General features: G+C 44.8%; 20 protein-coding genes and 1 other annotated feature. Of the genes, 10 read left to right on the plus strand and 10 right to left on the minus strand.

Going from position 1 to position 23,769, the window contains the following annotated elements; genetic code table 11:
• Positions 1–110: 110 nt before the first annotated feature.
• The 3 genes from IEY34_RS00005 to IEY34_RS00015 all read right to left on the minus strand — a co-directional run bounded on the left by IEY34_RS00005 (position 111) and on the right by IEY34_RS00015 (position 3,536).
• Positions 111–1,781, minus strand: coding sequence for a PAS domain-containing protein (locus tag IEY34_RS00005; RefSeq protein ID WP_189005888.1), 1,671 nt, complete (start codon positions 1,779–1,781; stop codon positions 111–113).
• 77 nt (positions 1,782–1,858) lie between these two features.
• On the minus strand, positions 1,859–2,305 hold the full coding sequence (locus IEY34_RS00010) for a CBS domain-containing protein (RefSeq protein WP_189005891.1): 447 nt from the start codon (positions 2,303–2,305) through the stop codon (positions 1,859–1,861).
• Between the two features lie 61 nt (positions 2,306–2,366).
• The gene (locus IEY34_RS00015) at positions 2,367–3,536 is read right to left on the minus strand and encodes a M20 family metallopeptidase (protein ID WP_189005894.1); all 1,170 of its coding nucleotides are present in this window, start codon (positions 3,534–3,536) and stop codon (positions 2,367–2,369) included.
• Positions 3,537–3,743: 207 nt separating this feature from the next.
• Between IEY34_RS00015 and IEY34_RS00020 the strand changes: the two genes are divergently transcribed.
• Both IEY34_RS00020 and ftsW read left to right on the plus strand, forming a co-directional pair.
• Positions 3,744–4,091: a YugN family protein gene (locus tag IEY34_RS00020; protein ID WP_189005898.1), complete on the plus strand. Its 348-nt coding sequence runs from the start codon at positions 3,744–3,746 to the stop codon at positions 4,089–4,091.
• A 13-nt stretch (positions 4,092–4,104) separates the two neighbouring features.
• Positions 4,105–5,256, plus strand: a complete 1,152-nt coding sequence (gene ftsW / locus IEY34_RS00025; RefSeq protein ID WP_189005901.1) for a putative lipid II flippase FtsW — start codon at positions 4,105–4,107, stop codon at positions 5,254–5,256.
• A 33-nt stretch (positions 5,257–5,289) separates the two neighbouring features.
• Here ftsW and IEY34_RS00030 read toward each other — a convergent pair whose 3' ends face one another.
• A complete protein-coding gene (locus tag IEY34_RS00030) occupies positions 5,290–5,667 on the minus strand; it encodes an Asp23/Gls24 family envelope stress response protein (RefSeq protein WP_189005904.1) in 378 nt (125 codons plus the stop codon).
• 163 nt (positions 5,668–5,830) lie between these two features.
• On the opposite strand from IEY34_RS00030, the gene cax reads away from it, so the two are divergent.
• Positions 5,831–6,877 carry a calcium/proton exchanger gene (gene cax, locus IEY34_RS00035; protein WP_189005907.1) on the plus strand — a complete coding sequence of 349 codons (1,047 nt, stop codon included), beginning with the start codon at positions 5,831–5,833 and terminating at the stop codon, positions 6,875–6,877.
• Between the two features lie 37 nt (positions 6,878–6,914).
• On the opposite strand, the gene IEY34_RS00040 is transcribed toward cax, so the two are convergent.
• The 4 genes from IEY34_RS00040 to IEY34_RS00055 all read right to left on the minus strand — a co-directional run bounded on the left by IEY34_RS00040 (position 6,915) and on the right by IEY34_RS00055 (position 10,552).
• Positions 6,915–7,202 (minus strand): Fpa/YlaN family protein, encoded by a 288-nt coding sequence (locus IEY34_RS00040; RefSeq protein WP_189005910.1) that lies wholly within the window; start codon positions 7,200–7,202, stop codon positions 6,915–6,917.
• A 122-nt stretch (positions 7,203–7,324) separates the two neighbouring features.
• On the minus strand, positions 7,325–7,573 hold the full coding sequence (locus IEY34_RS00045; protein ID WP_189005913.1) for an HPr family phosphocarrier protein: 249 nt from the start codon (positions 7,571–7,573) through the stop codon (positions 7,325–7,327).
• A 114-nt stretch (positions 7,574–7,687) separates the two neighbouring features.
• Entirely contained in the window at positions 7,688–8,197 is a 510-nt protein-coding gene (locus IEY34_RS00050) for a TVP38/TMEM64 family protein (RefSeq protein WP_229757390.1), read from the minus strand.
• Positions 8,198–8,563: 366 nt separating this feature from the next.
• Entirely contained in the window at positions 8,564–10,552 is a 1,989-nt protein-coding gene (locus IEY34_RS00055; protein WP_229757391.1) for a sensor domain-containing diguanylate cyclase, read from the minus strand.
• A 352-nt stretch (positions 10,553–10,904) separates the two neighbouring features.
• Here IEY34_RS00055 and rpsD point away from each other — a divergent pair, with 352 nt between their 5' ends.
• From rpsD to IEY34_RS00075, 4 genes are all read left to right on the plus strand, one after another.
• On the plus strand, positions 10,905–11,504 hold the full coding sequence (gene rpsD / locus IEY34_RS00060; protein WP_079416295.1) for a 30S ribosomal protein S4: 600 nt from the start codon (positions 10,905–10,907) through the stop codon (positions 11,502–11,504).
• Between the two features lie 821 nt (positions 11,505–12,325).
• Complete coding sequence (locus tag IEY34_RS00065; protein WP_189005916.1) at positions 12,326–12,781, plus strand: hypothetical protein; 456 nt, start codon at positions 12,326–12,328, stop codon at positions 12,779–12,781.
• 666 nt (positions 12,782–13,447) lie between these two features.
• Positions 13,448–13,903: a hypothetical protein gene (locus tag IEY34_RS00070; RefSeq protein WP_189005919.1), complete on the plus strand. Its 456-nt coding sequence runs from the start codon at positions 13,448–13,450 to the stop codon at positions 13,901–13,903.
• A gap of 75 nt (positions 13,904–13,978) precedes the next feature.
• Positions 13,979–14,503 carry a hypothetical protein gene (locus IEY34_RS00075; RefSeq protein WP_189005922.1) on the plus strand — a complete coding sequence of 175 codons (525 nt, stop codon included), beginning with the start codon at positions 13,979–13,981 and terminating at the stop codon, positions 14,501–14,503.
• Positions 14,504–14,766: 263 nt separating this feature from the next.
• Here the strand turns inward: IEY34_RS00075 and tyrS are convergent, their stop codons facing one another.
• Positions 14,767–16,026, minus strand: coding sequence for a tyrosine--tRNA ligase (gene tyrS, locus IEY34_RS00080; protein WP_189005924.1), 1,260 nt, complete (start codon positions 16,024–16,026; stop codon positions 14,767–14,769).
• Between the two features lie 52 nt (positions 16,027–16,078).
• Positions 16,079–16,357: a binding site (T-box leader), on the minus strand.
• 129 nt (positions 16,358–16,486) lie between these two features.
• On the opposite strand from tyrS, the gene IEY34_RS00085 reads away from it, so the two are divergent.
• Positions 16,487–19,672 carry a transglycosylase domain-containing protein gene (locus IEY34_RS00085; RefSeq protein WP_189005926.1) on the plus strand — a complete coding sequence of 1,062 codons (3,186 nt, stop codon included), beginning with the start codon at positions 16,487–16,489 and terminating at the stop codon, positions 19,670–19,672.
• A gap of 157 nt (positions 19,673–19,829) precedes the next feature.
• Here IEY34_RS00085 and acsA read toward each other — a convergent pair whose 3' ends face one another.
• A complete protein-coding gene (acsA, locus tag IEY34_RS00090; protein WP_189005928.1) occupies positions 19,830–21,554 on the minus strand; it encodes an acetate--CoA ligase in 1,725 nt (574 codons plus the stop codon).
• A 222-nt stretch (positions 21,555–21,776) separates the two neighbouring features.
• On the opposite strand from acsA, the gene IEY34_RS00095 reads away from it, so the two are divergent.
• Together IEY34_RS00095 and IEY34_RS00100 are read left to right on the plus strand one after the other, a co-directional pair.
• The gene (locus IEY34_RS00095; protein ID WP_189005930.1) at positions 21,777–22,415 is read left to right on the plus strand and encodes a GNAT family N-acetyltransferase; all 639 of its coding nucleotides are present in this window, start codon (positions 21,777–21,779) and stop codon (positions 22,413–22,415) included.
• An 86-nt stretch (positions 22,416–22,501) separates the two neighbouring features.
• The gene (locus tag IEY34_RS00100) at positions 22,502–23,689 is read left to right on the plus strand and encodes an acetoin utilization protein AcuC (RefSeq protein WP_189005931.1); all 1,188 of its coding nucleotides are present in this window, start codon (positions 22,502–22,504) and stop codon (positions 23,687–23,689) included.
• Positions 23,690–23,769 lie beyond the last annotated feature (80 nt).

Raw genomic sequence — 23,769 nt, forward strand, 5'->3', positions numbered from 1 at the left:
CGGCAGGTTAAACACCTGTTGGGGAAACAAAATGAGGACTCGCATACGTAAATTTTAAGAATTTCCACAAAATTTGCTAATTGGGAAGTGGGAGGGCTGGATGCAGAATGTTAATCGACGGTCTCTACTTGCGGTTTAGCCAGAATCAGCAATTCACCTAGAATCAACTCAATACGATTAAACTCATCCTGCATAATTTGAAAATAGCGCTGCCTACTCTCCTCATTCGCATGGCACATCAGCTTAGCGAATCCTTTGAGCGCTGTCAGCGGGTTGCGAATTTCATGGGCAATCCCCGCAGCCAACTGACCGGCGACGTTCAATTTTTCCGTCTTGCGAAGCAGTTCCTCCGTCTGTTTTTGCACCGTAATGTCCTGCACAGTCCCGAACAGACGCAGTGGCCTGCCCCATTCGTCATACGTCGTTTTGGCCATCGTGTGAATGGTACGGATGCCAGTCCCTTCTACAATCACGCGAATCGTCATATCCAAGGAGCCGCCATGCAAGGCCTCCCGCAACGAATCTTTCACCTTCTGGATATCATCTGGATGAACAATTTGAACAAATGCCTCGATCTGGTTCGTGAAGGCTTCGCGATTAACATGAAACAACATAAACATCTCGTCAGACCAGTACAATTCATTCTGGATGACATCCCAATCATAATGACCCAGACCTGCAATTTCTTGAGCAATTTCCAGATTTGCCTTGCTTCTTTTGAGCTCCATTTCAATCTGCTTATGAGCCGTAATATCATGCATGATTCCGCGAATCTTGATTTGGTTCGTATTTCCGATGATCCGCTCTATCTGCGACTTGATAAACCGTTCCTTGCCATCCATACGAATAATACGGTATTCAACCTCTGACATTCCTTGCTTGATCGCCAATTCGAAAGCATATCTAACTTTCTCACGATCCTCAGGCAGAATATGCTTAATCACATCATTCAACTGCATGTAATCGGCGGGAGCGAGGCCGTGCAGGCGGAAACTTTCGTCCGACCAAAGGATATAATCTTTTTTGAGATCTCGTTCAAAGCTGCCAAAACGGCCTAATCGCTGCGCTTGCACAAATCGTTCTTCAACCAACTTGCGTTCGGTAATATCACGCCAGATGCATAATTTCTGAACTCGCAGTCCTTTCTCATCCAAAATCCACCTATAATTTTTCTCAAACCACACATATCCCCCCTGCTTATGCAGAAAGCGGCATGTCATCATGCCTTGGTCATTGCCCGTCCGTCCCGCTTCTTCCGTAAAACTGGCTTTCAGCGCTTCAATGTCCTCTGGATGGCAGTACGTCAAAATATTGATGCCAATAATCTCCTCAATCTGAAACCCAAGCAAGCGGAATACAGCTGGTGAAACATAACGAATAATGCCGTCTTGCGTTGTGAGCGTAATTAGATCCTGGGCATGCTCGATATAGGTCTGATATTCACTTCCCTGTAAGAAACTCATCCCTGCAAACTCGTGTTTATGCAAGACAATATGTAAGAGACCATCGCGAGGGTACGCGCTTACCGTCAACCATTGGTTGATCTTTCTTATGTATTCTTCAAAATGAACTTCTTTCTGCTGTTGGAATGCTTTATGAAATTGCTCATAGCAAGCGTAACGCATGGCTTGAGGAAATTCGGCCCAAATGATTTTACCTACCAATTCCGTTGGAGTTCGCTCTACTATACTTGCTGCGTAATCATTTAGATAGGTATAATGCCAACCCTCATTCAGAATAATTACACCAATCTTTGTGCTATTATCCACACATGTCTTCAACGACACCAGCCTCCTCTAAAAAAAACAGCCCTTTCCAAATAGAAAAGAGCTGCTCTTACTAAGATAAATAATAACGATTACTTGCTGCTGCCGACCAATGTTTTGTCTGATGAAATCCGGCTAAGCGCTTCGCCCGCTTCATCCTCGAAATTTCCTCGTACGGCTAAGTCGCCAATCGCGACGACACCAACAAGTTCCCCATTTTCCACAACTGGCAGACGACGGATCTGATCCTTCGCCATGACTTTCGCTGCTTCTTCGATGGACATGCTTGGATCAATCGTCGCAATATTGGTCGTTATGACCTCTTCCACAGCTGTAGAGCCTGACTTCTTCTCCGCATAACCGCGCACAACAAGGTCACGGTCTGTGACAACACCGATTAGTTTCTTTCCTTCTACGACAGCTACAAAGCCGATATCGTGCTGCTTCATTTTAACCGCAATCTCGTATACATTATCTTGGAGCGTCACCGTCACGCAATCTTTACTCATAATGTCTTTCACTGTTCGGCCTGCCGCCATTACACAATCCCTCCTTGGAGTAAACGTACAAACATAGCATTCTCCAAAGAAAAGACGTCATTCATGCCATATAATCCAAGGCCATGCCCAGTAAAAGATTTGCAGCGTGCAGCATGGATCTTTCATCAATATCGAATTTGGGATGGTGGTGTGGGTGAATGATTCCCGCCGCTTCGTTCCCAGCCCCTACGAACATATAGCATCCCGGCCGGTGGTGCAAATAATAGGAGAAGTCTTCGCCGGCCATAATAAGGGGGGACGCATGCACAGCATCTGCACCGAACAGAGCTTGACCCACTTTGAAGAACCGTTCAGCCTCCTGATCATCATTCACAACGGTTGGATACCCTAATTTATAATCGAGTTTATATGTCGCTTGGTACATCTCACATGTGCTTGCTACCATTCTTTCAAAACGCTGCTTTACATCTTGCCTAAGTTCAGCATTAAAAGTACGAACCGTGCCGCTTAGCGTGCTTGTTTCTGCAATCACATTAAAGCTAGACCCGCCATGGAAGGAACCAATGCTGACGACGCACGGCTCAATCGGATCGACTTGACGACTGACAATCGATTGCAGATTCACAACCAATTGGGAAGCTACATAGATGCTGTCGATCGTTTGATGCGGCAATCCGCCATGCCCGCCCTTCCCTTGAATCTGGATAGTGAATTCGTCCGGGGCTGCCATCAAAGGACCTGCCTTACTGTAAATATGACCAACGGGGAATGGCGTCCAGAGATGAACACCAAATACAGCATCAACGCCTTCCAGAGCACCGTCTTTGATCATGGAATCGGCGCCTCCAGGCGTAATTTCCTCGGCATGCTGGAACAAGAACACCAGATTGCCTTTGAGTTGCTCCCGATGCTGGCTGGCGATCTTGGCAATACCGAGCAAAGTTGCGGTGTGAGCATCATGCCCACAGGCATGCATGACGCCGCTTGTAAGGGAAGAATACGTACAATTCTTCTCGTCTTGAATAGGCAGAGCGTCCATATCCGCGCGCAGCGCTACGGTCGGACCCTCACCGCTTCCGCGCAGCAAGCCGACGACACCGTTCCCGCCAACGCCTTTGCGAACCTCAATATTCCAACTTAGCAGGTGGTTCTGAACAAATTCAGCCGTCCGATATTCATGGAACGAAAGTTCCGGGTTTTGATGCAAGTAGCGCCTCCAGGCAACCATTTCTTCATAAATCGCTTGTAAGCCATCTTGAAAATCATTCATAAGGAAAATCCTCCGCCCATCCTTTGTTTCTATCGCTTTGCACATATGCCTTGCCACTTTCACCTATTCTACCAAATTAAAGATCTGGTTTCATCTGTATAGTGCCATCAAATATTAGAAATTAGCAGCACTTCTCGACTTGCAGAACCATGTGAAACATACTATCATGAATAAAGAATGCATACGTACAATATGGAGGCGTTAAAAGTGATTATTGAAGCAACTGGCTTAAAAGGCTTAAAAAGCGACTTGGCTCACCTGGATGAAGTAACGACTAAACTTGGTTTTGTGCGTTGGCAGTGGGAATACACACGTGCTACTTATGATTTTAAAATGGAAGATAAAGCATCGAAAGCCGTCTATTTCTTGCGTGTTAATGCACGTGTAGAAAGCGGAAAATTGGAATCCCCCTATGCGATTCTTTATTTGGAAGAAGCTTACATAGGCAGAGAAACATTCCCGCATGGTTTGGACTACAACTCCCCTGTGCCGGATTCCGTGCTCAAAATCTCCAATCAAAAACTAGCGCAACTGCAACAATTATTGGCAGACTAGGCGAGGATACAGCATGAATCCCCCTCGAAGAGGAACGCCGGATTTTCTGCTGCTCTTTTTAACCTTTGTACTCGTTAGTTTCGGATTAGCTATGGTGTTCAGCGCAAGCTCTATGACAAGTGCCTATTATGGAGATCCATGGGCCTTTACGAAAAAGCAGTTGATTGCAGTGGGGATTGGTACCGTGGGCATGCTATTCTGCATGAATATCCACTATTCCAAGCTCAAGAAACTGGTTATCCCTGCTTTTTTCTTTGTCGTACTTGCCTTGATCTTCGTTATTTTCACTTCCAAAGCCAATGGCGCCAGCAGTTGGTATACGCTCGGTAAATTCGGTATCCAGCCCACGGAGTTTGCCAAACTGATTGTCATCATGTACTTGGCATCCATGATCAGCAATAAAGATGAGAAGTTCCGCAACTTCAAGAAAGGGTTACTCCCTGCTTTGATCGTTGTCGGTTTCGTCTGTTTCCTAATTATGCTGCAGCCTGATTTTGGTTCCTGTATGATATTATTCGTTTGCTCCGCCATCGTCATCATGGTGGGAGGGTCCAATTTGAAGCACATCTTCCTGCTTGGGACGAGCTTTGCGGTTATCGGCACGATCGGTGTGTTGCTTTACTTGCTCAAAGGCGGCGGGAAAGCAACCGATAACTACCGAATCAGCCGTTTTACGTCTTACATCGATCCCTTCTCAGATCCGCAAGGTGCCGGACATCAAGTCGTTCAATCGTTATATGCCTTTGGACACGGCGGATTGTGGGGGGCAGGATTCGGGCAAGGCATCCAGAAACTACACTATTTACCCGAAGCTCATAACGATTTTATTTTTGCCGTTATCGGCGAAGAATTAGGTTTTATAGGCAGCTCTCTATTTATTCTAGTTTTTATTATCTTCATTTGGCGAGGAATTCTTGTCGCGGTTCGCAGTCCCGATATGTTCGGCATGCTGACAGGCGTCGGTATCATGGTTATGTTCGCTTTCCAAAGCTTTATTAATATTGGCGGCGTCACGAATGCCATACCACTTACCGGTGTCACCTTGCCCTTCATATCCGCTGGGGGTTCGTCCATGATGGTCTCACTCATTAGCATGGGGATATTACTTAGTATCTCGCGTGAACATACGCATAAAGAAACGGCTCCAACCAAAAAAAGACCCTAATCGATGCCAAAACATTCGATTGGGTCTTTTTTTCTATTTGACGCGATGAGGGTCGTCCACTTCTTCTTCCTTAAACGCAACGCCTTCCACCTTCACGTTGACTTCCACCACGGTTAAACCCGTCATGTTCTCAACAGCTTCTCGCACGTTTTCCTGGAGATCCCTGCATACATCCTGAATACGGGAACCGTAATTGACGATAACACGTAGATCGATGGCTGCCTCCACTTGCCCTACCTCTACAGAGACGCCTCTTTGTACATTCTTACCGCTCAAACGCTTCGCTAGGCCCTCTGATATTCCCCCAGACATGCCCGCTATGCCAGCCGTCTCCAGAGCCGCAAGGCCTGCGATCGTCGATACTACATCATCAGAAATACGAATTAAACCGGTTTGATTGTCTTCGGACATACGGATCACTCCCTAATCTTGGTATGAATCTATTGTAATAAGTTCAAAACATGAAAGCAAGAACTGCTCTCTTCTAGAAATCGAATTTACATTGCAAGCCAAAGTCGTTATATTAAAAGAAGTCAAAAAGTACCAATACAAAGAAAAAGTCGGAGGGTTCACTTTGAAAGGAAAATTGTTCTATGTAGGTTTAATTCTCACTTTCGCCCTAAGTGCCGTTGCTCATTACATGCATCTAAACGCAACCTTGCAATTCGTCATTTCAGCGATTGCGATCATCTTCGTAGCTGGGTTCCTCGGCAAAGCAACGGAGAGTGTTGCGCATTATGCAGGCGAACGCATGGGCGGATTTCTGAATGCAACCTTCGGGAATGCTGCTGAATTAATCATTGCCATCTTTTTGGTCAAAGACGGGATGTTTGAGGTCGTTAAAGCCAGCTTAACGGGTTCTATCATCGGAAACCTGCTTCTCGTTCTCGGACTCAGTATTTTCGCAGGCGGATTAAAGTTCAAGGAGCAATCGTTTAACGTGAAGCTTGCTTCACATAACTCCTCCCTGATGATACTTGGCGTCATCGCGTTGTTCATCCCAGCTATCTTCGCAGGGGGCTTAACGACCAAAGAAACCTCATCGATGAGCATCATCGTGGCTGTATTGCTAGTAGCGGCATACCTGCTCTGGCTCTTATTCTCGATGGTCACTCACAAAGAGATCCTTTCGGAAGAAGCCATTGAACATGGTGAAGCGCCTTGGTCCAAATCCATGTCTATTATGTTTCTCGTTCTAGCTACTGTGATGGTCGCATTCACTAGTGAATGGTTGGTCGGAACACTGGAAGAAGTGACTCACAAATTCGGATTATCCGAGCTGTTCGTAGGTGCTTTCTTGATCGCTATCATTGGCAACGCAGCTGAACATAGCGCCGCTGTGATGATGGCAATGAAGAACAAAATGGGAGCTGCCGTAGAAATCGCTATCGGAAGTTCCTTGCAGATCGCCCTGTTCGTTGCCCCGGTCCTTATCATTGCCAGCTTCTTTATGGGCGGGACTCCGATGAACATCGTCTTCACCACCTACGAGCTGGCTGCAATCGGGGTCGCCGTCTTCATAACCAAGTCGATCACCCAAGACGGCTCAACGAACTGGTATGAAGGACTCTTGCTTCTCGTAGTCTACATTATTCTAGGCGTCGTGTTCTTCCTCGTATAAATAAGCAGCTTATAAAAAAAGTAACCCCTATAGAGGGTTACTTTTTATTATTTAGCGCTTCATATAGCTCTGCAAGGTTACGTTCTAGTTTGTTCAGAATTTGTTTGCCAGGCAATTCGGAAATAAGTCCCGCTCGAATAGCAAAATCAATTTCTCTAGAAAGTCCGTACATTTGCGTATCTAAAACTTCCTCATACAGTGGGCATTGACGAGTCGTCAAATTCTCCATTTGTACTTCGATCAGCTTCTCGATTTTATCTGCATCTTCTTGAAGAAGATTAAGCGCCTTTTGATTCATGTCCAGCAATAGATCAGATGAAGACATTCCCACTTCCCCCTATACGCATAGTCATCCGTCCTTATATGATCTATATTAAGCGAAAATGCTCCAATATACAAGAGAAGGTACCCTCAGAGATTCTGAGAGTACCTTCTTTGTGCAACATTTTAATCTGCTACTACGTTTACGCCTAGATCATGCTTAGCAAATACTTCAGCCATAGCGATCTTCGCTTCTGCTTCATCGGGTCCGTGAACATGCAAATCGTATTTGCTTGAGCTAAGCAAAGTCGTAAACAAGCCTAGAATACTTTTCACATCGATATACTTATTATCGTATTGAAGAACAATTGAGGATCTAAATTTATTAGCGGTTTGTGAAATTTCAACAATTGCGGCGTTATTAGCACTTGGCATATTGCATTCCTCCATTAATTTCGTATGAGTTGGTCGCCTTGCTTTCTATATGATAACTTGGAAGGGTGACTAAGCGCAACTAGAAAATTTCCTGCATTCTCCAAGAAGAAAGCATTACTTCGTCTTCGCTGTAAGTGCTTTCTTCACGCCATTTCCAATGAGAATCAAAACGACAAGAATTCCTAGCAACAAGAGCAATCTCCCCTTGTATTTTTGAAAATGAAATAAATCATGAGCGATCATCGATTCTAGAAAAACGATGGGCAGCTTGCCCAGTAAAGTGCCAGCTAAGAAATGAGTAAATTTAATTCTTGTAAGGCCCGCGGCATAATTAATAGCCGAAGAAGGCAAGATCGGTATTAATCTCCCTAGTAAAACATACAAGAAACCCCGCTTTTCCATCCGCAAGCTAAACTGCTTAACAAGTGGAAACCGTTCTAACTTCTTCTCTACCCATGCATGTCCATAATAACGGGCGAAATAAAAGGACGCGATTGCTCCTAAGCAGGACATCACATAATTGACGAGGAATCCTACCTTGATTCCAAAAATAGCGACATTCGTCCCTGCTACGACAACAAACGGAATGAACGGAAAAAAGGTTTGAAAAAAAACCAAGCTCATTCCAATTATTTTACCAGGCCAACCCAAGTCCCTTAAATGCCCAGAAAGCTGCCGCATGTTGCTATGTGTAAGCTTGACGCCTATAGGGTTATAGAAGAAAAAATAAATCAAGCCACAGAGCACAACGATAAGGAGTAAAATTGGTAGTATGCGCTTTCTATTTAATACCGACAAAATTCGACCATCCCTTCCCTTAGACCAAACTATTGTAACATGTTAGCGTAAGGCAAGGAAGAGAAATATCCAGATATTTTTCACATATTCGTTAACAGTTTTCCCAGTTAGAGCTGTTTTATGTCAATAACAAAAACACCTGTCTCCAGAGGTTGTTTCCAACTTCTTTCGACAGGTGCTTGCGTGAAATGGCTAACCGATTTGAATTTGGTTGCGACCGTTATTTTTAGCTTGATAGAGCGCCATATCTGCCCGGTAGAACAGCGATTCCACACTGATCTTGTCTTCCTCCCAATTCCAATCCGAAACACCGCAGGAAACCGTTACTTGTGGATTCGTCTCGTCCATTACGCGTGAACGAATGCGTTCAGCGATACGAATTGTCTGATCCTTCGCAACTTGCGGCAGGTAAACAGCCAACTCTTCCCCACCCCATCTAGCCGCAATATCCGAATCACGAATGCTGGTCTTGACGATTTGGCTCACTTGAATCAAGATTTTGTCCCCAACTTGATGGCCATGCGTATCATTCACCCGCTTGAAATTATCAATGTCAACGACGATTAATGAACCGCAAAAATCCTTCTTCTGCAGCAAATTAGCCTGCTCATCCAAGTAATGACGCACATAAAGTCCAGTCAAATTATCCGTGATGACCATCCGTTTAACTTCAGCGTGCAGCGAAGCATTCGTCATGGCAAGACCAATATGGCCTGATAACACCTGCAGCAGCTTGTAATTATCATAGGAGAAGAAATTAGGTTCGCTATGAACAACCAAAATAACCCCTTCGACTTGTCCATTCACCAGAATGGGCGAGCCAATGAGCGACCGCGAATCGGTCAACTGCATAAGCTTGGAACTGATCTTATTATTAATCATATAGTCCGAAATAATAATGGGCTCTTTGGTATTATAGATCAATCCAGAAAAACCTTGATTCAGCGAAATCGCCTCATGAAACATGGCAGGCAGATTGGTCGCTTGCACTATTAGCTTCTCACTATCCTTGTCGGTCTGAAGAATACAGCTGTAATCAGCACCGAATATGCTTAAAATCTCACTTGAAGCCGAATTGAAGATCTCATTAAGCCGCAAACTTTGATTCAACTGCTTCGTAATCTCATTGATAAGTCGCAATTCATTAATCATCAAATTCGATTGCTCGTATAGTTTGGCATTTTCAAAAGCCGATCCTGCTGTATCTGCGAGCAAAGAGATGAATTGCAGATCAGATGCATGTATCAAATCATGCTCCGACTTCATATACAGCACCCCGTAAACACCTTGTTTCCCTGATAGTGGCGCGGCGACATTGCCTATGCTGGCCCCTGAGCGTTCCGACGTAGGCTCAAATATCACATGCCCTTCCATAAAAGCACGCGTACGGATATCATCTTCTGCATTCTGGAAATTCAAAGGCTTCACATATAGGTTATTAGAATCATTATCCTGAGATAAGAGCAAGTCAACGTGAATATTCGGATAAAAACGATATATACAATCAATGACTTCTGTCAACACAGAGTCGACATCAATCTTAGCGTGCAGTTTCTTGGAAGCTTCAAATAGAATATCATGCTTCTTGAATTCAATTTCTCTTTGCTGATGCTGCATAAATAGCTGCTCATACTTGCGGCGATCATCCACCGTTTGAACACAGCTTTGAAAAGAAAGTGCCAGTGTATACAACAATTGCATTAATTCTTCCGTCGATACATAAGTCTGAGACAATAGTCCCATGTAGGCGATAAGCCTGCCTTGGGAATCATAGACTGGGACGGCAGCAGCATGCGTTGATTTCAATTCAATGATTTGCATGTCATTGCCTGACATGACTTGAAGCATGGGATTCACTGCACAGCGCGCAAATGGATTGTCGCTCTGAATCGCATAGCTCCACGAAGCATTAGTGGACAAAACGCTTTCAGAAAAAGTCGTCTCATGCGAGCAAGCATTCATAACTGAAAGCTCAGTATTTACCCATAACAGGGCAGTGTGACGGGGCAGCATCGCTTGTCCAAATTGAAAAATCCAATAATCAGAAGCATCAAACAAGAGCTGCCCTGAATTGGCTTCCCCATAGGAAAAGTTGCTAGAAAGAACAAGTCCTTGCCGAAGAAACTCTTCGAAGTGCTCTGCGCGACTATGTTGTTTCATACTACGAAGCGATTCACTCATAGGCTCTCCTTCACTAACAAACTGTAGTCCTATTGATTCAGGCTAAATGTTACCTCATATATCATACTATTTTTCTTTCCTGATTGCACGAATTTTTCGAATCGTCGCGCAGGATTGACACTTGACACTTGCCGCTGTTTTTAATAAAATTAGAAGTCGAGTAACAACATGATTTCGGTGAATGCCATTTGTGATCACCCTCACTGCTTTTGCTCCTGTCAAGACAGCGGCTGAACTACTCTTGTCAGGGAATCACATTATGATTCGTAAGCAAAACCAGGCACTTGTCTTCACCCTAACATTTAGCTGCTATCTACTAAACTATTTGTTAAAAAGAAGGAGTTTTTCCTAAATGTCACGTTATACAGGACCTAAATTCAAACTAAGCCGCCGCGTTGGTATTTCCTTGAGCGGTAACGGTAAAGACATGAAACGCCCATTCCCTCCAGGTCAACATGGCCCAGGACAACGTAAAAAAATGAGCGGTTACGGCGTTCAATTAAATGAAAAACAAAAACTTCGTCACATGTACGGTTTGAACGAGAAGCAATTCCGCAACTTGTTCGACAAAGCTTCCAAATTGAAAGGTATTTCCGGTGAGAACTTCATGATCTTGCTTGAAAGCCGTTTGGACAACTTGGTTTACCGTCTTGGTCTTTCCAACTCCCGTGCAGGCGCACGTCAATTGGTTGCTCACGGTCACGTAACTGTGAACGGCAAAAAAGTAGACATCGCTTCTTACATCGTATCTACTGGTGACGTAATCGCGCTTCGCGAAAGAAGCAAAGGTCTTTCCGCAGTGAAAGAAGCTCTTGCTAACCGTAACTACCTGCCAACATACCTTGAGTTCAACGACGCAAGCGTAGAAGGCAAGTACATCCGTTTGCCAGAACGTTCCGAGCTTCCACAAGAAATTGACGAGAAACAAATCGTCGAGTTCTACAGCCGTTAAGAGAGCTGAGACGCAAGTTGCTACGACAAAAAGCCCAAAACCCCTTGTATATAGGCGGTTTCGGGCTTTTTTTTATTAAATCAACAATGCAAGTTAATGCACAATAATGCGGGTAGACGCTCTTATATTTCCAAACGCTTTGTGAAAATGAAACCGCCTGACGAGTCCGCCGCGGCGCGGACGAAACCTACCGGCTTATATGCCGGGACGGTCGCGGGTCTCCGTTACGAGATGGCCATGCATGGCTAGTCTTTACATAAATTGTTCTTTGACAAATTCCCAAGCGCTTGGGAATTTGCCGAACACCTTAATGATAATTTAAATTTATTTCCATTTTTAGTTTTTATCGTTAAATAATAAATGGGCGTAGTGACACTGGGAGGTATAAACATTTCTTTTACTTTTGATGATTAAAAAAATTACAAAAGAACCTTAAATCTTTATCTCAAACAATAAATTTATCTTTGGGAGAATTGTTTAATTCGGATTTTATGGGAAACTCCTCAAACTCTCAATCGTTTAAGGAGTTTTAAAATCAGGAGGATTTGAAGTTCAAAGCGAAGAGGATTTCAATAACCTACAAAAAGATCTTTTTGATAAGTATGTAGCTGAACAGATAATATTCACCGATTGGAAAGCATTTCGGTTTTATTATCAAGCCTTCATAACGGACACCTCCAAGTATTTCATATTCAATTAAGCAAATTACCAAATATTACTTTAATATTACATATTAAAGATTTAATTGCATTACATTGGAAATTGTTATACTATAACTCTCGTAGGTAAATATAGTAAATTTTAGGAGGAAATAAACCGTTATGATGATGAAATTTTCTAAAAAAATCCTTACAGTCGGTATTATCGCATCTTCTCTTGCTTTTTCAGCACAATCAGCATTTGCAGCTACAATTTATGAGCAGTCAAACAACGACAGTTACAACTATGCACAAGTGATCAGCCAATACGGAAATGATACAATTGTAGGTAATCTCTCCAGCTCAAGTGATAGAGACTGGTACACATTCACGACACAACCGAGTGATGCAGGTAGAAGAATCTATGTTGTTCTCAATAATCCTACTGGTTACCATGCTGATTTTGTAATGAACAAGGGAACTGGTTCTACATTTGATAAAACATGGATGTCCTTTGGAAACGATAATGTCGGCCTATATTTTACTGCTGAAGGAAGCACAAGATACAATATCGTTATCTCACCTGCAGGAACAGATGATCCAAGTTCTAACTACTACTTAAATGTAACAATCCAATAACACACTTACTTCTAGAGCCTCCTTACATGGAGGTTTTTTTATTTTCCTTACTTTTGCGTCCATCATGTTCCTCAGTATTCAATCTGACCGTCGGCCACTTAAATAGATCGCGTCGCCAATTGGAGAACCAAGTTTCAGCGTACGCCTGCGCTTCATCTAGAAACTTACAATTTTTAAATAAAGCAACCCTGACAGATCTGAAGAATCTGTCCTGAGTTCTAGCAGCCATTTTAAAATGCCCTACATCAGTACTTGACTTTGGTTTAGATAAATACAGCCTAAGAGAGTGCCGACATCTGCGACCGTTCCAAGCTCAAAACGCTTATCTCGCATATACCATGGAATGCTCATTATCTTATTCCTTCCTGGTTAAGTTCTTTAATATTCAGTCGATCTCCTTCAACCCTTTAACGTAGTCAAACTGCTGTTAGATTTCTACAGCATCGCCGTTAAGCAGTGGAGGTTTCTTCCCCATGACTATGATCATTTCAATACCTCATGTAGTTGATTTGAATTTTTTGTTACTATTCAGTAAAAAATAGATAAAATATATTACCATTTATTTCAATAAAATTACATTTAAAATTATTTGTTGTATTAATTTGGAATTCGTTATATTATAACTCTCGTAGGAAAATATAGTAAATTTTAGGAGGAATCACGCAGATGAAGTTCAAGAAAATCACTCTAGTTTTAGCAGCAGTATCCGCATTAGCATTTGGAGCACAAAGCGCCTTTGCCCAATATGATGTCAATGAAAACCCTAATGCAAACAACTCATGGCAAGGCCCTGCTAGTGACAAAGTTGCACTTAATTATGGCGTTCATTTTGTCGGAACTCTATCCTCTTCCAGCGATGAAGACTGGTCTACATTTACTCCACCGAATAATACAATCGGTCCCGGTTCTTATGCTGACATAACTTTAGTATCACCTCCGGGATATAGCTATAATCTAGCAATTACTGATTCCAATGGTGGCTATGTAGCTAAGACTTGGTTACAAGACAGTGGAAATGTAGCTGTAGTACGCATTTATACAGAAGCAAATAGAACGTACTGGATTGGGGTAACTCCAGGATCTTCAATTAGTACTTGGAACTACCAACTAACAATTAATTAATTTTATACAAGACGTCGATCATGTTGTAGTTCGAAATGTATTACTAAATTCATATATTAGGAGAGTGTGGTAACTATGAAGAACAAAATTCTTTCAATTGCTTTTGCTTCCGTTATTATGGCTAGCTTCTCTGTAAGTTCTGCTTCCGCCGCTGACCTTAATGCAAGCAAGTATAAAAATGTGACTTATGATCAATCCGTAAACATGTGTCAAAACAAAAGCAATTACTACCTGGAAAGTGAACCTAACGGAAATTTCGACTATGCAGATAATGTTTGTTTGTATGGAAATAACTACAATTATGGAACAATAGGGTCATCTAACGATGTAGATGTGTATTCATTTAAAACAGGCCCAATGGATGCCGGAAGAACAGTTAGCGTTATATTAAATAATCCAAATGTTAAAACAGCGTCGTTTGCATTGAATAAAGAGTATGGGTCATCGTTTCCTAAAACCTATTTTGATTTTAGTGACAATAGAAGTGAAGGCGCTACTTTTACTGCTGAGGCAAACACTAGATATAATATCTATGTTAATCCTGCAGACTCAAGCCCAGATCCATCTCAAAGATATTATGTTAGTGTTTCAATTCAATAGGAGATCAAACAAATCAAGTCTCAGGAAGTCTGACCTTCGGGTCAAGTGGGGCTACAATTGGGGCTAATTGATGGGCAACGCCCGCAAGCCCTTAAGTAACGGGTATTTTTGTCGCCAACGAGTTCTACAGCCGTTAATAAAAGATGAGGGTTGTCCTCAAGTAGATTCATCTACTTGGCGACAGCCCTCTTTTTTTCATTGGTTCCGGCTCTGGCCCTATTTAATAAAGAATAAGAGTCCCTAAGGACTCCTCTCGATTGTTCCTAAGCAAACTGCACCAGGTAGTAATTCTTTTTGCCGCGGCGAACAACAAGGTAAGCTTCACCTAGTTTGCCCAGATCTTTGGCAATCGCCTCAATCGTCGTCACTTTGACGCCGTTAACCGTCACAGCTCCGCTTTCGATATCCTGACGTGCTTGGCGCTTGGATGGCGCGGCACCTACGGCGATTAGCAAGTCGACGAGCGCAATATCCTCTTGTTCCAAAGTTGTGGAAGGAACATCTTTGAAAGCTTCCTCAATTTCCACACGAGAAAGATCTTGAATGTTGCCGCTGAACAAAGCTGCGGTGATGTTTAAAGCACTTTCCAGCGCTTCTCCCCCATGGACCAACTGCGTGACTTCACGAGCAAGCAGCTTCTGCGCTTCTCGCTTCTCAGGCTGCGATTTCACTTCTTCTTCCAAACGTTCGATTTCTTCATGCGATATGAAAGTGAAGTATTTGAGAAAACGAATAACATCGTTATCTGCCGTACCCAGCCAGAACTGATAGAACTGGTAAGGTGATGTTTTGCTTGCATCCAGCCAAATCGCACCACCTTCGGTTTTGCCGAACTTTTGACCGTCGCTTTTGGTTACAAGCGGCAAGGTTACACCGTAAGCGCGTTGATCCGTTGTTTTGCCAATAAGCTCGAGTCCAGCTGTAATGTTGCCCCACTGATCGCTGCCCCCGATCTGCAGCGAACAATTCTTCGTCTCATTTAGTTTCAAGAAATCGTACGATTGCAGGATCATATAGCTGAATTCGGTGAACGAAATCCCCTTCGTAATCCGGGAATCCACGGAATCTTTGGCCAGCATGTAGTTGACTGTAAAGTTTTTACCTACATCCCGCAAAAATTCAATGACGTTCAATGAACCCAACCAGTCATAGTTGTTAACTAGCTCAGCGCTATTCTCGATATCGTTTGAGAAGTTAAGAAAGCGGGAAAGCTGCTCTTTGATGCTTTGTGACCACGCGACGACGGTTTCCGGTCCATTCAGCGTTCTCTCATTGGCTTTACCGCTCGGATCACCAATTAGACCTGTGCCGCCGCCAACGAGCGCAAGAGGAATATGTCCGGCCTGCTGAAAGCGTCTCAGAGTTAGAATGGGCAATAAACTCCCGATGTGCAAACTATCCGCTGTTGGATCGAAGCCGCAATAAAGCACCACTCGCTCTTCGCTTAGCTTTTTGTCCAAGCCCTCTCGGTCCGTAATTTGGTGAAGCAGTCCACGAAACTCCAGATCTTTTAAAATTGTCATGTTCATCCATCTCCTTTGTCATAAAAAAATACAAAAAAAGCCTTCTCATCCACAAAGGGACGAGAAGACTTGACTCGCGGTACCACCCTAATTAAAACAGCAGTTACGTACATCTATAACGATAAGTTCCGTGTACAGCTGACTGTTTTCACTCAAGAACCTATAACGGGGTTTAATCGGCAGACACTACTGGTGCAGCCCAATTGGCTGCAGGTTCCCATCTACTGCTCAAGACCGTAATTCACTAACCTGCAGGTACCGGTTCGCACCATCCACCGGCTCTCTGAAAGCATCCACAAGCTACCTACTGCTGATCCATCCATGCATTTGTTTCAATTTATATCACAACTCTTCCATTGTTGTCAAACCATCTATCATCGTTTCTTCCCTCCAGTATTACCGCAAAAGCTGCAATTATGGTATACTGTATGGGTTCATGTAAGGAGGAATATTGGAACTTATGCGCAATTTTTTCGCGAAATGGAATCGACCTTGGGTGAGAACCACATTCAAAGTCACTTGGATTACTTTAAAATGGACCCTGATTAGCGCCTTTTTGGCAGGCCTATTAGGCGGATCCGCCGCATTCGGATATGTTAGCGCATTGGTCAAGAAAGACCCTGTCCGCAGCGAAGAATCGATTCGTCAGCAAATTCAGGAAAATGCCGTTACAGGCTTTGCCTATTTCAATGACGACACAGTGATTGGCCAATTGCGTACGGAAGAAGATCGACGTCTCGCTCAGCTCAATGATATCCCGCAAGTTGTTTTGGATGCAGTCCTGTCCATTGAGGACAAAGACTTCAAAACGCATCACGGAATCGATTTCCGCGGACTTTATCGCGCTGTTAGCCAGAAGCTTCTGAATGAAGAAGTGCAAACCGGGGGCAGTACCATCACGCAGCAGCTCGCTAGACGGGTATTTCTAACATTAGACCGCGATGATGGTCGTAAAGCAAGGGAATTGCTGCTTGCCTTACGAATGGAACGTTTGATGTCCAAGGACGAAATTCTACTTGCCTATTTGAACAAAATTCCATACGGTAACGGAGCTACAGGATACAATCTGTACGGCATCAAAGCCGCCGCCAAGGGCTTATTCAACATCGACGACTTAGACAAACTGAATGTCGCTCAAGCTGCTTATCTGGCTGGACTACCGCAATCACCATCCCAGTACTCCGCCTTTACCAGCAAACCTGCATTCGATGATGAGGGTTACAAAAAAGCCGTTATACGTGAACAATTAGTCCTCAAACGGATGCTGGAAGAAAAGAAAATTACAAATGAACAATACCAAGAGGCATTGAAATTCGATCTCAAAACTTCGATGGCCCCTGCAGCTCAGAAAGCTTATACAACCTATCCTTATCTCATGATTGAGACCGAGCAGGAAGCAGCGGAAATTCTGCTTAAGATCCAGAAGCCTGAGCTCGATCCCAAGACCAACCAAGCAGCTTATAATGAAGCATTAAAAGGTGTACATACGCAGCTCTTGCGCGGCGGTTATCAAATTTATACCACCATCGACAAGACAATCTATGATTCTATGCACGAGATTTCGAGCAACGAGAAGAATTTTGCCCCTACCGATGAGAAAAAAGGCGGTATCGAGCAAGTAGGCGCCATTATGATTGATTCCAAAACCGGAGCCATCAAAGGCATGATTGAAGGCCGCAACTTCTTTGATGAACAGCTCAATCACGCCACACAGGCGTATAGACAACCGGGATCAACGATGAAACCTATCGCCGCTTATATCCCTGCTTTAGAAAAAGGCGTCATTCAACCAGCAAGCATCGTGGATGATATCCCAATTATTCTTAAGGATGGTGTCAAAGGCTTCCATCTCCCAGAGAACTGGGATCACAAATTCCATGGTCTTATGACCGCTCGGAGAGCCTTGAACCAGTCCTATAACATCCCTGCTATTGACATCTTCCTGAACAAAGTCGGCATTAATAATGCTTGGGATTTCGCCAAAAAGCTGGGGATTACATCGATCCAAAAAGAAGATTACTATGCACAAACGGGCGTAATCGGAGGTTTAAGCCGCGGTACATCGGTCAAAGAACTAACCGGCGCTTATGCATCCATTCCGAATAAAGGCGTTTATAATGAAACCTTTATGATTCGTGAAATTAAAGATTCCAATGGCAAGATCATTTATAGCCATGATCAGAAGCCTGCACAAGTCTACTCACCACAAAGCGCATATCTGATTACGGATATGATGAAAACGGTCATTAGCCAAGGTACGGCGACTGACCTAATGAAAAATTATAAATCCTATGGCAAAATTGAAATTTCCGGCAAAACAGGTTCTACACAAGACGATGCCGATGCTTGGTTCATGGGATTCACCCCAGACATCACAGTTGGTGTGTGGATTGGTTACGATCAACCCATTAATAAATTGTCATCGTCGACGAAATCAACGCAAGCGCATCAAACGTATCACGCCAAAGACATATGGGCGCTGATTATGAACAGGACAATTGAGCAAAAGCCAGAGCTCTTCCCAAACAAAACATTTGCCAAACCTGACGGTATCGTCTCGGCAACGGTCTCCAGCTTATCGGGGAAACTGCCAAGCGAGTTAACATCCGGTTCGGACCATCAAGTTACCGATATTTTCAACAAGAAGTTCGTCCCAACGGAAGTTGACAATGTGATGGTCAAAATGAAGATCAGCTCCTATAATAGTTTAAATTACATGGCGCAAGACGCAACGCCAGCCGATTTCGTTCAAGAAAAAACGGTCATCAAACGCCAAAAATCAATCAGCCAGTTGCTGAAAGAAATCCAAGATGCAATGAGCAAACTGCCTGAGAAGAGCAGAAAGCCCATTGATAATTACAAACCTACTGATTACGATGACGATGCGCCATCTGAAGTCGATCCACGGGTTGACGACGGCAAAGAGCCAACCGCACCAACGAATGTGGCTGTGACGAAGTCCGGAGACACTGCGACGATCACCTTCACACCAAGTGCCAACGCGGATCTGGTTGGCTATCGGATCTATCGCTCCGATAATCGTGGCAAGTTCCAACTCATTGGCGGCAAAGTCGTCTTGGCTGGTGAAGAAGCGAAGTTTACCGATCATATCCCAGCTTCCAGCTTAATGGGCTATTACATCACTGCCGTCGATGTTGTCGGCAAAGAGTCGCAAGCGAGCCGTTCCTCCTATACAGACGGAAGTTCCTTGGACTCCTTGTTCGTTCCTCCTGCAGACGGCAATGAGATTCCAGGCAGCACCAACCCGCCTAACGGTGGTACAGGTGAGACTAATACAGGGAACGGAACTGGTACTGGAACTGGTACTGGGAACGGAAATGGAAACAGCAGCAGCCCAAGTCCTACAGCCAAAGATGCTCCTACTGCGCCATCGGGTCTTAAAGCCAAAGTTGACGGCGCCGGCATTGTTCTAAACTGGAAAGCCAATCCAACCAAGGATAAAGTAAAGAAGTATAACGTTTATTTTAGCGACAAAGAAAAAGGCACCTTCACGAAGCTTGGTTCTGTCGATAACGCAACAGAGTTTCACTACTACGCGGCCGCTTACAACGGATATTACAAAGTTAGCGCTGTGAGTGATGCAGGCGAATCGAAACCATCAGCAGCCATTGCTTTTAATAATTAAAATCAGGAAGAAGATCCGGTTGTTGCCGGATCTTCTTTTTTTGATTGCACTGAGAGCAAGATAGCTAAAGAGAAGCCAGCTGTTGGCATCGCTCTAAAACGACAAAAGCCTCCACACACCAAGTACTGGTGCAAGGAGGCTTTCCTATGTCGTTAACTTAATCTTCGATTGTCGATAGATCACCTGTCGGAAGATTGAGCTCCCAAGCTTTAAGCACACGACGCATAATTTTACCACTGCGTGTTTTTGGCAGCTTGTCTTTGAATTCAATTTCGCGAGGCGCCGCGTGAGCAGACAGCCCCTCTTTGACAAACTTGGAGATATCCGCTTTCAGCTCATCGGACGGCGTGAAGCCTTCGCGAAGCGCGATAAACGCTTTGATAATTTCTCCACGCATAGGGTCAGGCTTACCAATAACACCTGCTTCAGCAACTGCCGGATGCTCCACCAGCTTGCTTTCCACCTCGAAAGGACCTACACGCTCTCCGGCTGTGTTAATCACGTCATCTACTCGGCCTTGGAACCAGAAGTAGCCTTCTTCATCCTGATAAGCGGAATCACCTGATACGTACCAGCCCGTCAAACGGAAATACTCTTCATATTTAGATGGGTTATTCCAAATTTTGCGCATCATGGACGGCCAAGGTGTTTTGATCGCCAGATTCCCCATCCGATTAGGAGGCAGCACATTGCCAGCATCATCGATAATAGCGGCTTCAACACCTGGAATTGGACGGCCCATGGAACCAGGCTTAATCGTCATTGCAGGGTAGTTACAAATTAACTGACCCCCTGTTTCGGTCATCCACCATGTATCATGAATACGTTGGTTGTATACTTTCAAGCCCCAACGAACCACTTCTGGATTTAACGGCTCCCCTACGCTGAGCACATGGCGAAGCGAAGAAAGATCGTAGCCAGCAACAACATCATCGCCTGCGCCCATCAACATCCGGAAGGCTGTTGGTGCACTATACCAGACAGTAACTTTATATTTCTGAAGCGTCGTGTACCAGTCTTGCGGACTGAATCGTCCGCCCCGAATGACGTTCGTGGCGCCATTCAACCATGGGGCAAAGATCCCGTAAGAGGTTCCTGTTACCCACCCTGGATCCGCTGTACACCAGTAAATATCGTCTTCTTTAAGATCCAATACAATTTGACCTGTATAATAGTGTTGTATCATCGCGTTCTGAACGTGGAAAACGCCTTTGGGTTTACCCGTTGATCCAGACGTGTAATGAATGATCAAGCCGTCTTCGCGATCCAACCATTCGATATCCAAATCCGTTGAAGCATTGGCCATCTCTTTGTGGAAGTCAACTTGACCTTCCGCCAGTTCAACGTCTTCGCCGACCACGATGACATGTTTCAAATGAGGAAGATCGTTGTAAGGAACACGTGAAAGCAAGCTTGGTGTCGTAATAATCGCGACAGCTTCACTATCTTCCAGACGATCTCTTACCGCTGTTTCCATGAAAGCTTCAAACAATGGACCGACGACAGCCCCGATCTTCAACGTCCCGAGCAAAGCGTAATAAAGTTCCGGCGTCCGAGGCATGAAAATGAAGACGCGCTCGCCTTTGGCAACGCCAAGTCCGCGAAGCACATTGCCAAATTGATTGGATTTGGCTTTCATTTGACCAAAAGTAACGGCTTCTTCCCTCGTATTATCACTGTAGTAAAGTGCGACTTTATCCTTTTTGGATGACTCTGCATGGCGGTCAATAGCTTCATAGGCCATGTTTACTTTGCCAGTTTCATACCATGAAAAACTTTTCTCGATGTCTTTCCAGTCAAATGATGCATGTGTTTGTTCGTAATTTTCCATGTTTGGGTTAGGGGATACAGCTTCAATGAGTTCTACTTTCATTTGCTCCATGTACGAAAAACCCTCCTCACGTGATAAACCGCTTTCATTTTACTGATGTATTTGAGCAAAATGTGATCGATTTTTGACATATTCTATTATATCATACTGATTATTTTTCGCATACGTAAAAATTCGACTTTAAATCCCCCATAAAATTTGGTATAAGTTTACTATGACCTAAGGGAAAAGGAAACATCCATCATGCTGTTTTTCAAAAGGAGAGCTAAAGTTATGCAGCATATCAAAATCTACCACTCACACAGCTTGCAAGCCGCTCCTGATCAACCAGAGATCATCATTGAAGGACCTGTTTCGGCAGATCGCTTGCAGGATCTCTCCATGCACAACAAATTGGACGCTTTTCGCCGACCCAAAGAGCAGCTAGAGGCCTTAATCGAAATCGCACAATTGCCAGAAGGACGTATAATAATTGCAAGGGATGCCTCCACTATCGTGGGCTATGTCACCTTCCATTATCCGGATGAGATTGAGCGCTGGTCGCAAGGTCATATGCAGGATTTGATAGAATTAGGCGCTATTGAAGTCGCTGATGACTATCGAGCTGTTGGCTTGGGTAAAAAGATGATTCGCCTTGCCTTTGCGGGAGATCAAATGGAGAATATCATCTGTTTTACAACCGAGTACTATTGGCATTGGGACTTGGAGACAAGCAAGCTAACCGTCTGGGAATATCGTCAGATGATGGAAAAATTAATGAAAAGCGTCGACATGATTTGGTTCGCAACAGATGATCCTGAAATCTGCTCGCATCCGGCCAACTGCCTGATGGTGCGAATTGGCAAGCAGGTGCCTATTTCTTCGCAGGAGCAATTCGATCGCATTCGCTTCCAACAACGATTCATGTATTAGTTAGTTTTTGATATTCGTTTCTGAGCAATCAAGGGATATGTAGGGCTTCAAGCGAGATTGTTAGCCAATTCGGGGGAATTTGGGATATGAACAAGAAGGCATCCAGTCCAGTCTTTATTTATGATGAGGAAGAAATTGCTTATAAATTCAATGAAGACCATCCGTTCAATCAAGATCGTTTGACGATGACGGTTGATCTGCTGCGCAAGGCAGGCGCTCTGCCGGACCGCGCTATTCGGAAGCCTCGTCCCGCCACGGATAACGAGCTATTGCGGGTTCATTCACAAGCCTATATCGATGCTGTGAAAGGACTTAGCTGTCCCGTGCCGGAGGAACGCTTCGTCCAGGCAGCGTCGCGCTTTGGACTAGATACCGATGACACGCCCTATTTTGCCGGGATGCATGACATCACGGCTGAGGTTGTTGGAGGTTCCATCACCGCAGTCGACTTGGTGATGTCCGGTGCAGCCCCGCACGCCCTCCACCTGGGCGGCGGCTTGCACCACGCCCTGCAAAGCAAGGGCGCAGGCTTCTGCGTGTACAATGACGCCTCAGCGGCCATTGCTCACGCTCAAGAGACGTACGGCGCGAAGGTGCTGTACGTCGACACGGATGTGCATCATGGGGATGGCGTGCAGTGGACCTTCTACGCCGATCCCCTGGTATGCACGCTGTCCATTCATGAGACGGGGAAATTTCTATTCCCCGGCACAGGAGCCGTGAACGAACGCGGTGAAGGCGACGCGTTCGGCACAAACATCAACATCCCGGTGGAGCCCTACACCGAGGACGACTCCTGGCTGGAATGCTTCAGCGAGGTTCTCACCGCGACCATCGCCCGCTTCCAGCCGGACATCATTATTTCGCAGCATGGCTGCGACGCCCATGCGCTGGACCCTCTCGCGCATGTCCACTGTTCCATGCGCGTGTACAAGGCTATGCCCGAGCTGATCCACGCCCTTGCGCACCAATGGTGCGCAGGGCGGTGGGTCGCGCTCGGCGGCGGCGGGTACGACATCTGGCGCGTCGTACCGCGGGCCTGGAGCCTGCTCTGGCTCGTCATGAGCGAGCAGGCTCACTTAGACCAGCTGGAGGCGCAGCCGCAGCTGGCGCTCCCTCAGACGTGGCTGGACGCCTGGCAGAGCAAGAGCCCTGTCCATCTGCCTGCGACATGGCTGGACCCTGTTGAGGACTGGGCGCCGATTCCAAGGCGCGAAGCGATCGCCGAGAAGAACCGGCATACCAAAGAGTTAGCCATGATGTATTTGAAATAATAGGCGCGAAAGTCAAAAGCTCAGAACCAGCCAATAAGGCGAGTTCTGAGCTTTTGATCTACATACAGTATTGCCAAGCT

Origin of the sequence: Paenibacillus marchantiophytorum (assembly GCF_014640555.1) — a bacterium.
Lineage (GTDB): Bacteria > Bacillota > Bacilli > Paenibacillales > NBRC-103111 > Paenibacillus_E > Paenibacillus_E marchantiophytorum.

Coding starts and splice junctions, on each gene's coding strand:
- IEY34_RS00010 (WP_189005891.1), bottom strand. CDS start 2,305: ATGGCGGCAGGCCGAACAGTGAAAGACATTATGAGTAAAGATTGCGTG.
- IEY34_RS00015 (WP_189005894.1), bottom strand. CDS start 3,536: ATGAATGATTTTCAAGATGGCTTACAAGCGATTTATGAAGAAATGGTT.
- ftsW (WP_189005901.1), top strand. CDS start 4,105: ATGAATCCCCCTCGAAGAGGAACGCCGGATTTTCTGCTGCTCTTTTTA.
- IEY34_RS00030 (WP_189005904.1), bottom strand. CDS start 5,667: ATGTCCGAAGACAATCAAACCGGTTTAATTCGTATTTCTGATGATGTA.
- IEY34_RS00040 (WP_189005910.1), bottom strand. CDS start 7,202: ATGTCTTCATCTGATCTATTGCTGGACATGAATCAAAAGGCGCTTAAT.
- IEY34_RS00045 (WP_189005913.1), bottom strand. CDS start 7,573: ATGCCAAGTGCTAATAACGCCGCAATTGTTGAAATTTCACAAACCGCT.
- IEY34_RS00050 (WP_229757390.1), bottom strand. CDS start 8,197: ATGAGCTTGGTTTTTTTTCAAACCTTTTTTCCGTTCATTCCGTTTGTT.
- IEY34_RS00055 (WP_229757391.1), bottom strand. CDS start 10,552: ATGAGTGAATCGCTTCGTAGTATGAAACAACATAGTCGCGCAGAGCAC.
- rpsD (WP_079416295.1), top strand. CDS start 10,905: ATGTCACGTTATACAGGACCTAAATTCAAACTAAGCCGCCGCGTTGGT.
- IEY34_RS00065 (WP_189005916.1), top strand. CDS start 12,326: ATGATGATGAAATTTTCTAAAAAAATCCTTACAGTCGGTATTATCGCA.
- IEY34_RS00070 (WP_189005919.1), top strand. CDS start 13,448: ATGAAGTTCAAGAAAATCACTCTAGTTTTAGCAGCAGTATCCGCATTA.
- IEY34_RS00075 (WP_189005922.1), top strand. CDS start 13,979: ATGAAGAACAAAATTCTTTCAATTGCTTTTGCTTCCGTTATTATGGCT.
- tyrS (WP_189005924.1), bottom strand. CDS start 16,026: ATGACAATTTTAAAAGATCTGGAGTTTCGTGGACTGCTTCACCAAATT.
- IEY34_RS00085 (WP_189005926.1), top strand. CDS start 16,487: ATGCGCAATTTTTTCGCGAAATGGAATCGACCTTGGGTGAGAACCACA.
- acsA (WP_189005928.1), bottom strand. CDS start 21,554: ATGGAGCAAATGAAAGTAGAACTCATTGAAGCTGTATCCCCTAACCCA.
- IEY34_RS00095 (WP_189005930.1), top strand. CDS start 21,777: ATGCAGCATATCAAAATCTACCACTCACACAGCTTGCAAGCCGCTCCT.
- IEY34_RS00100 (WP_189005931.1), top strand. CDS start 22,502: ATGAACAAGAAGGCATCCAGTCCAGTCTTTATTTATGATGAGGAAGAA.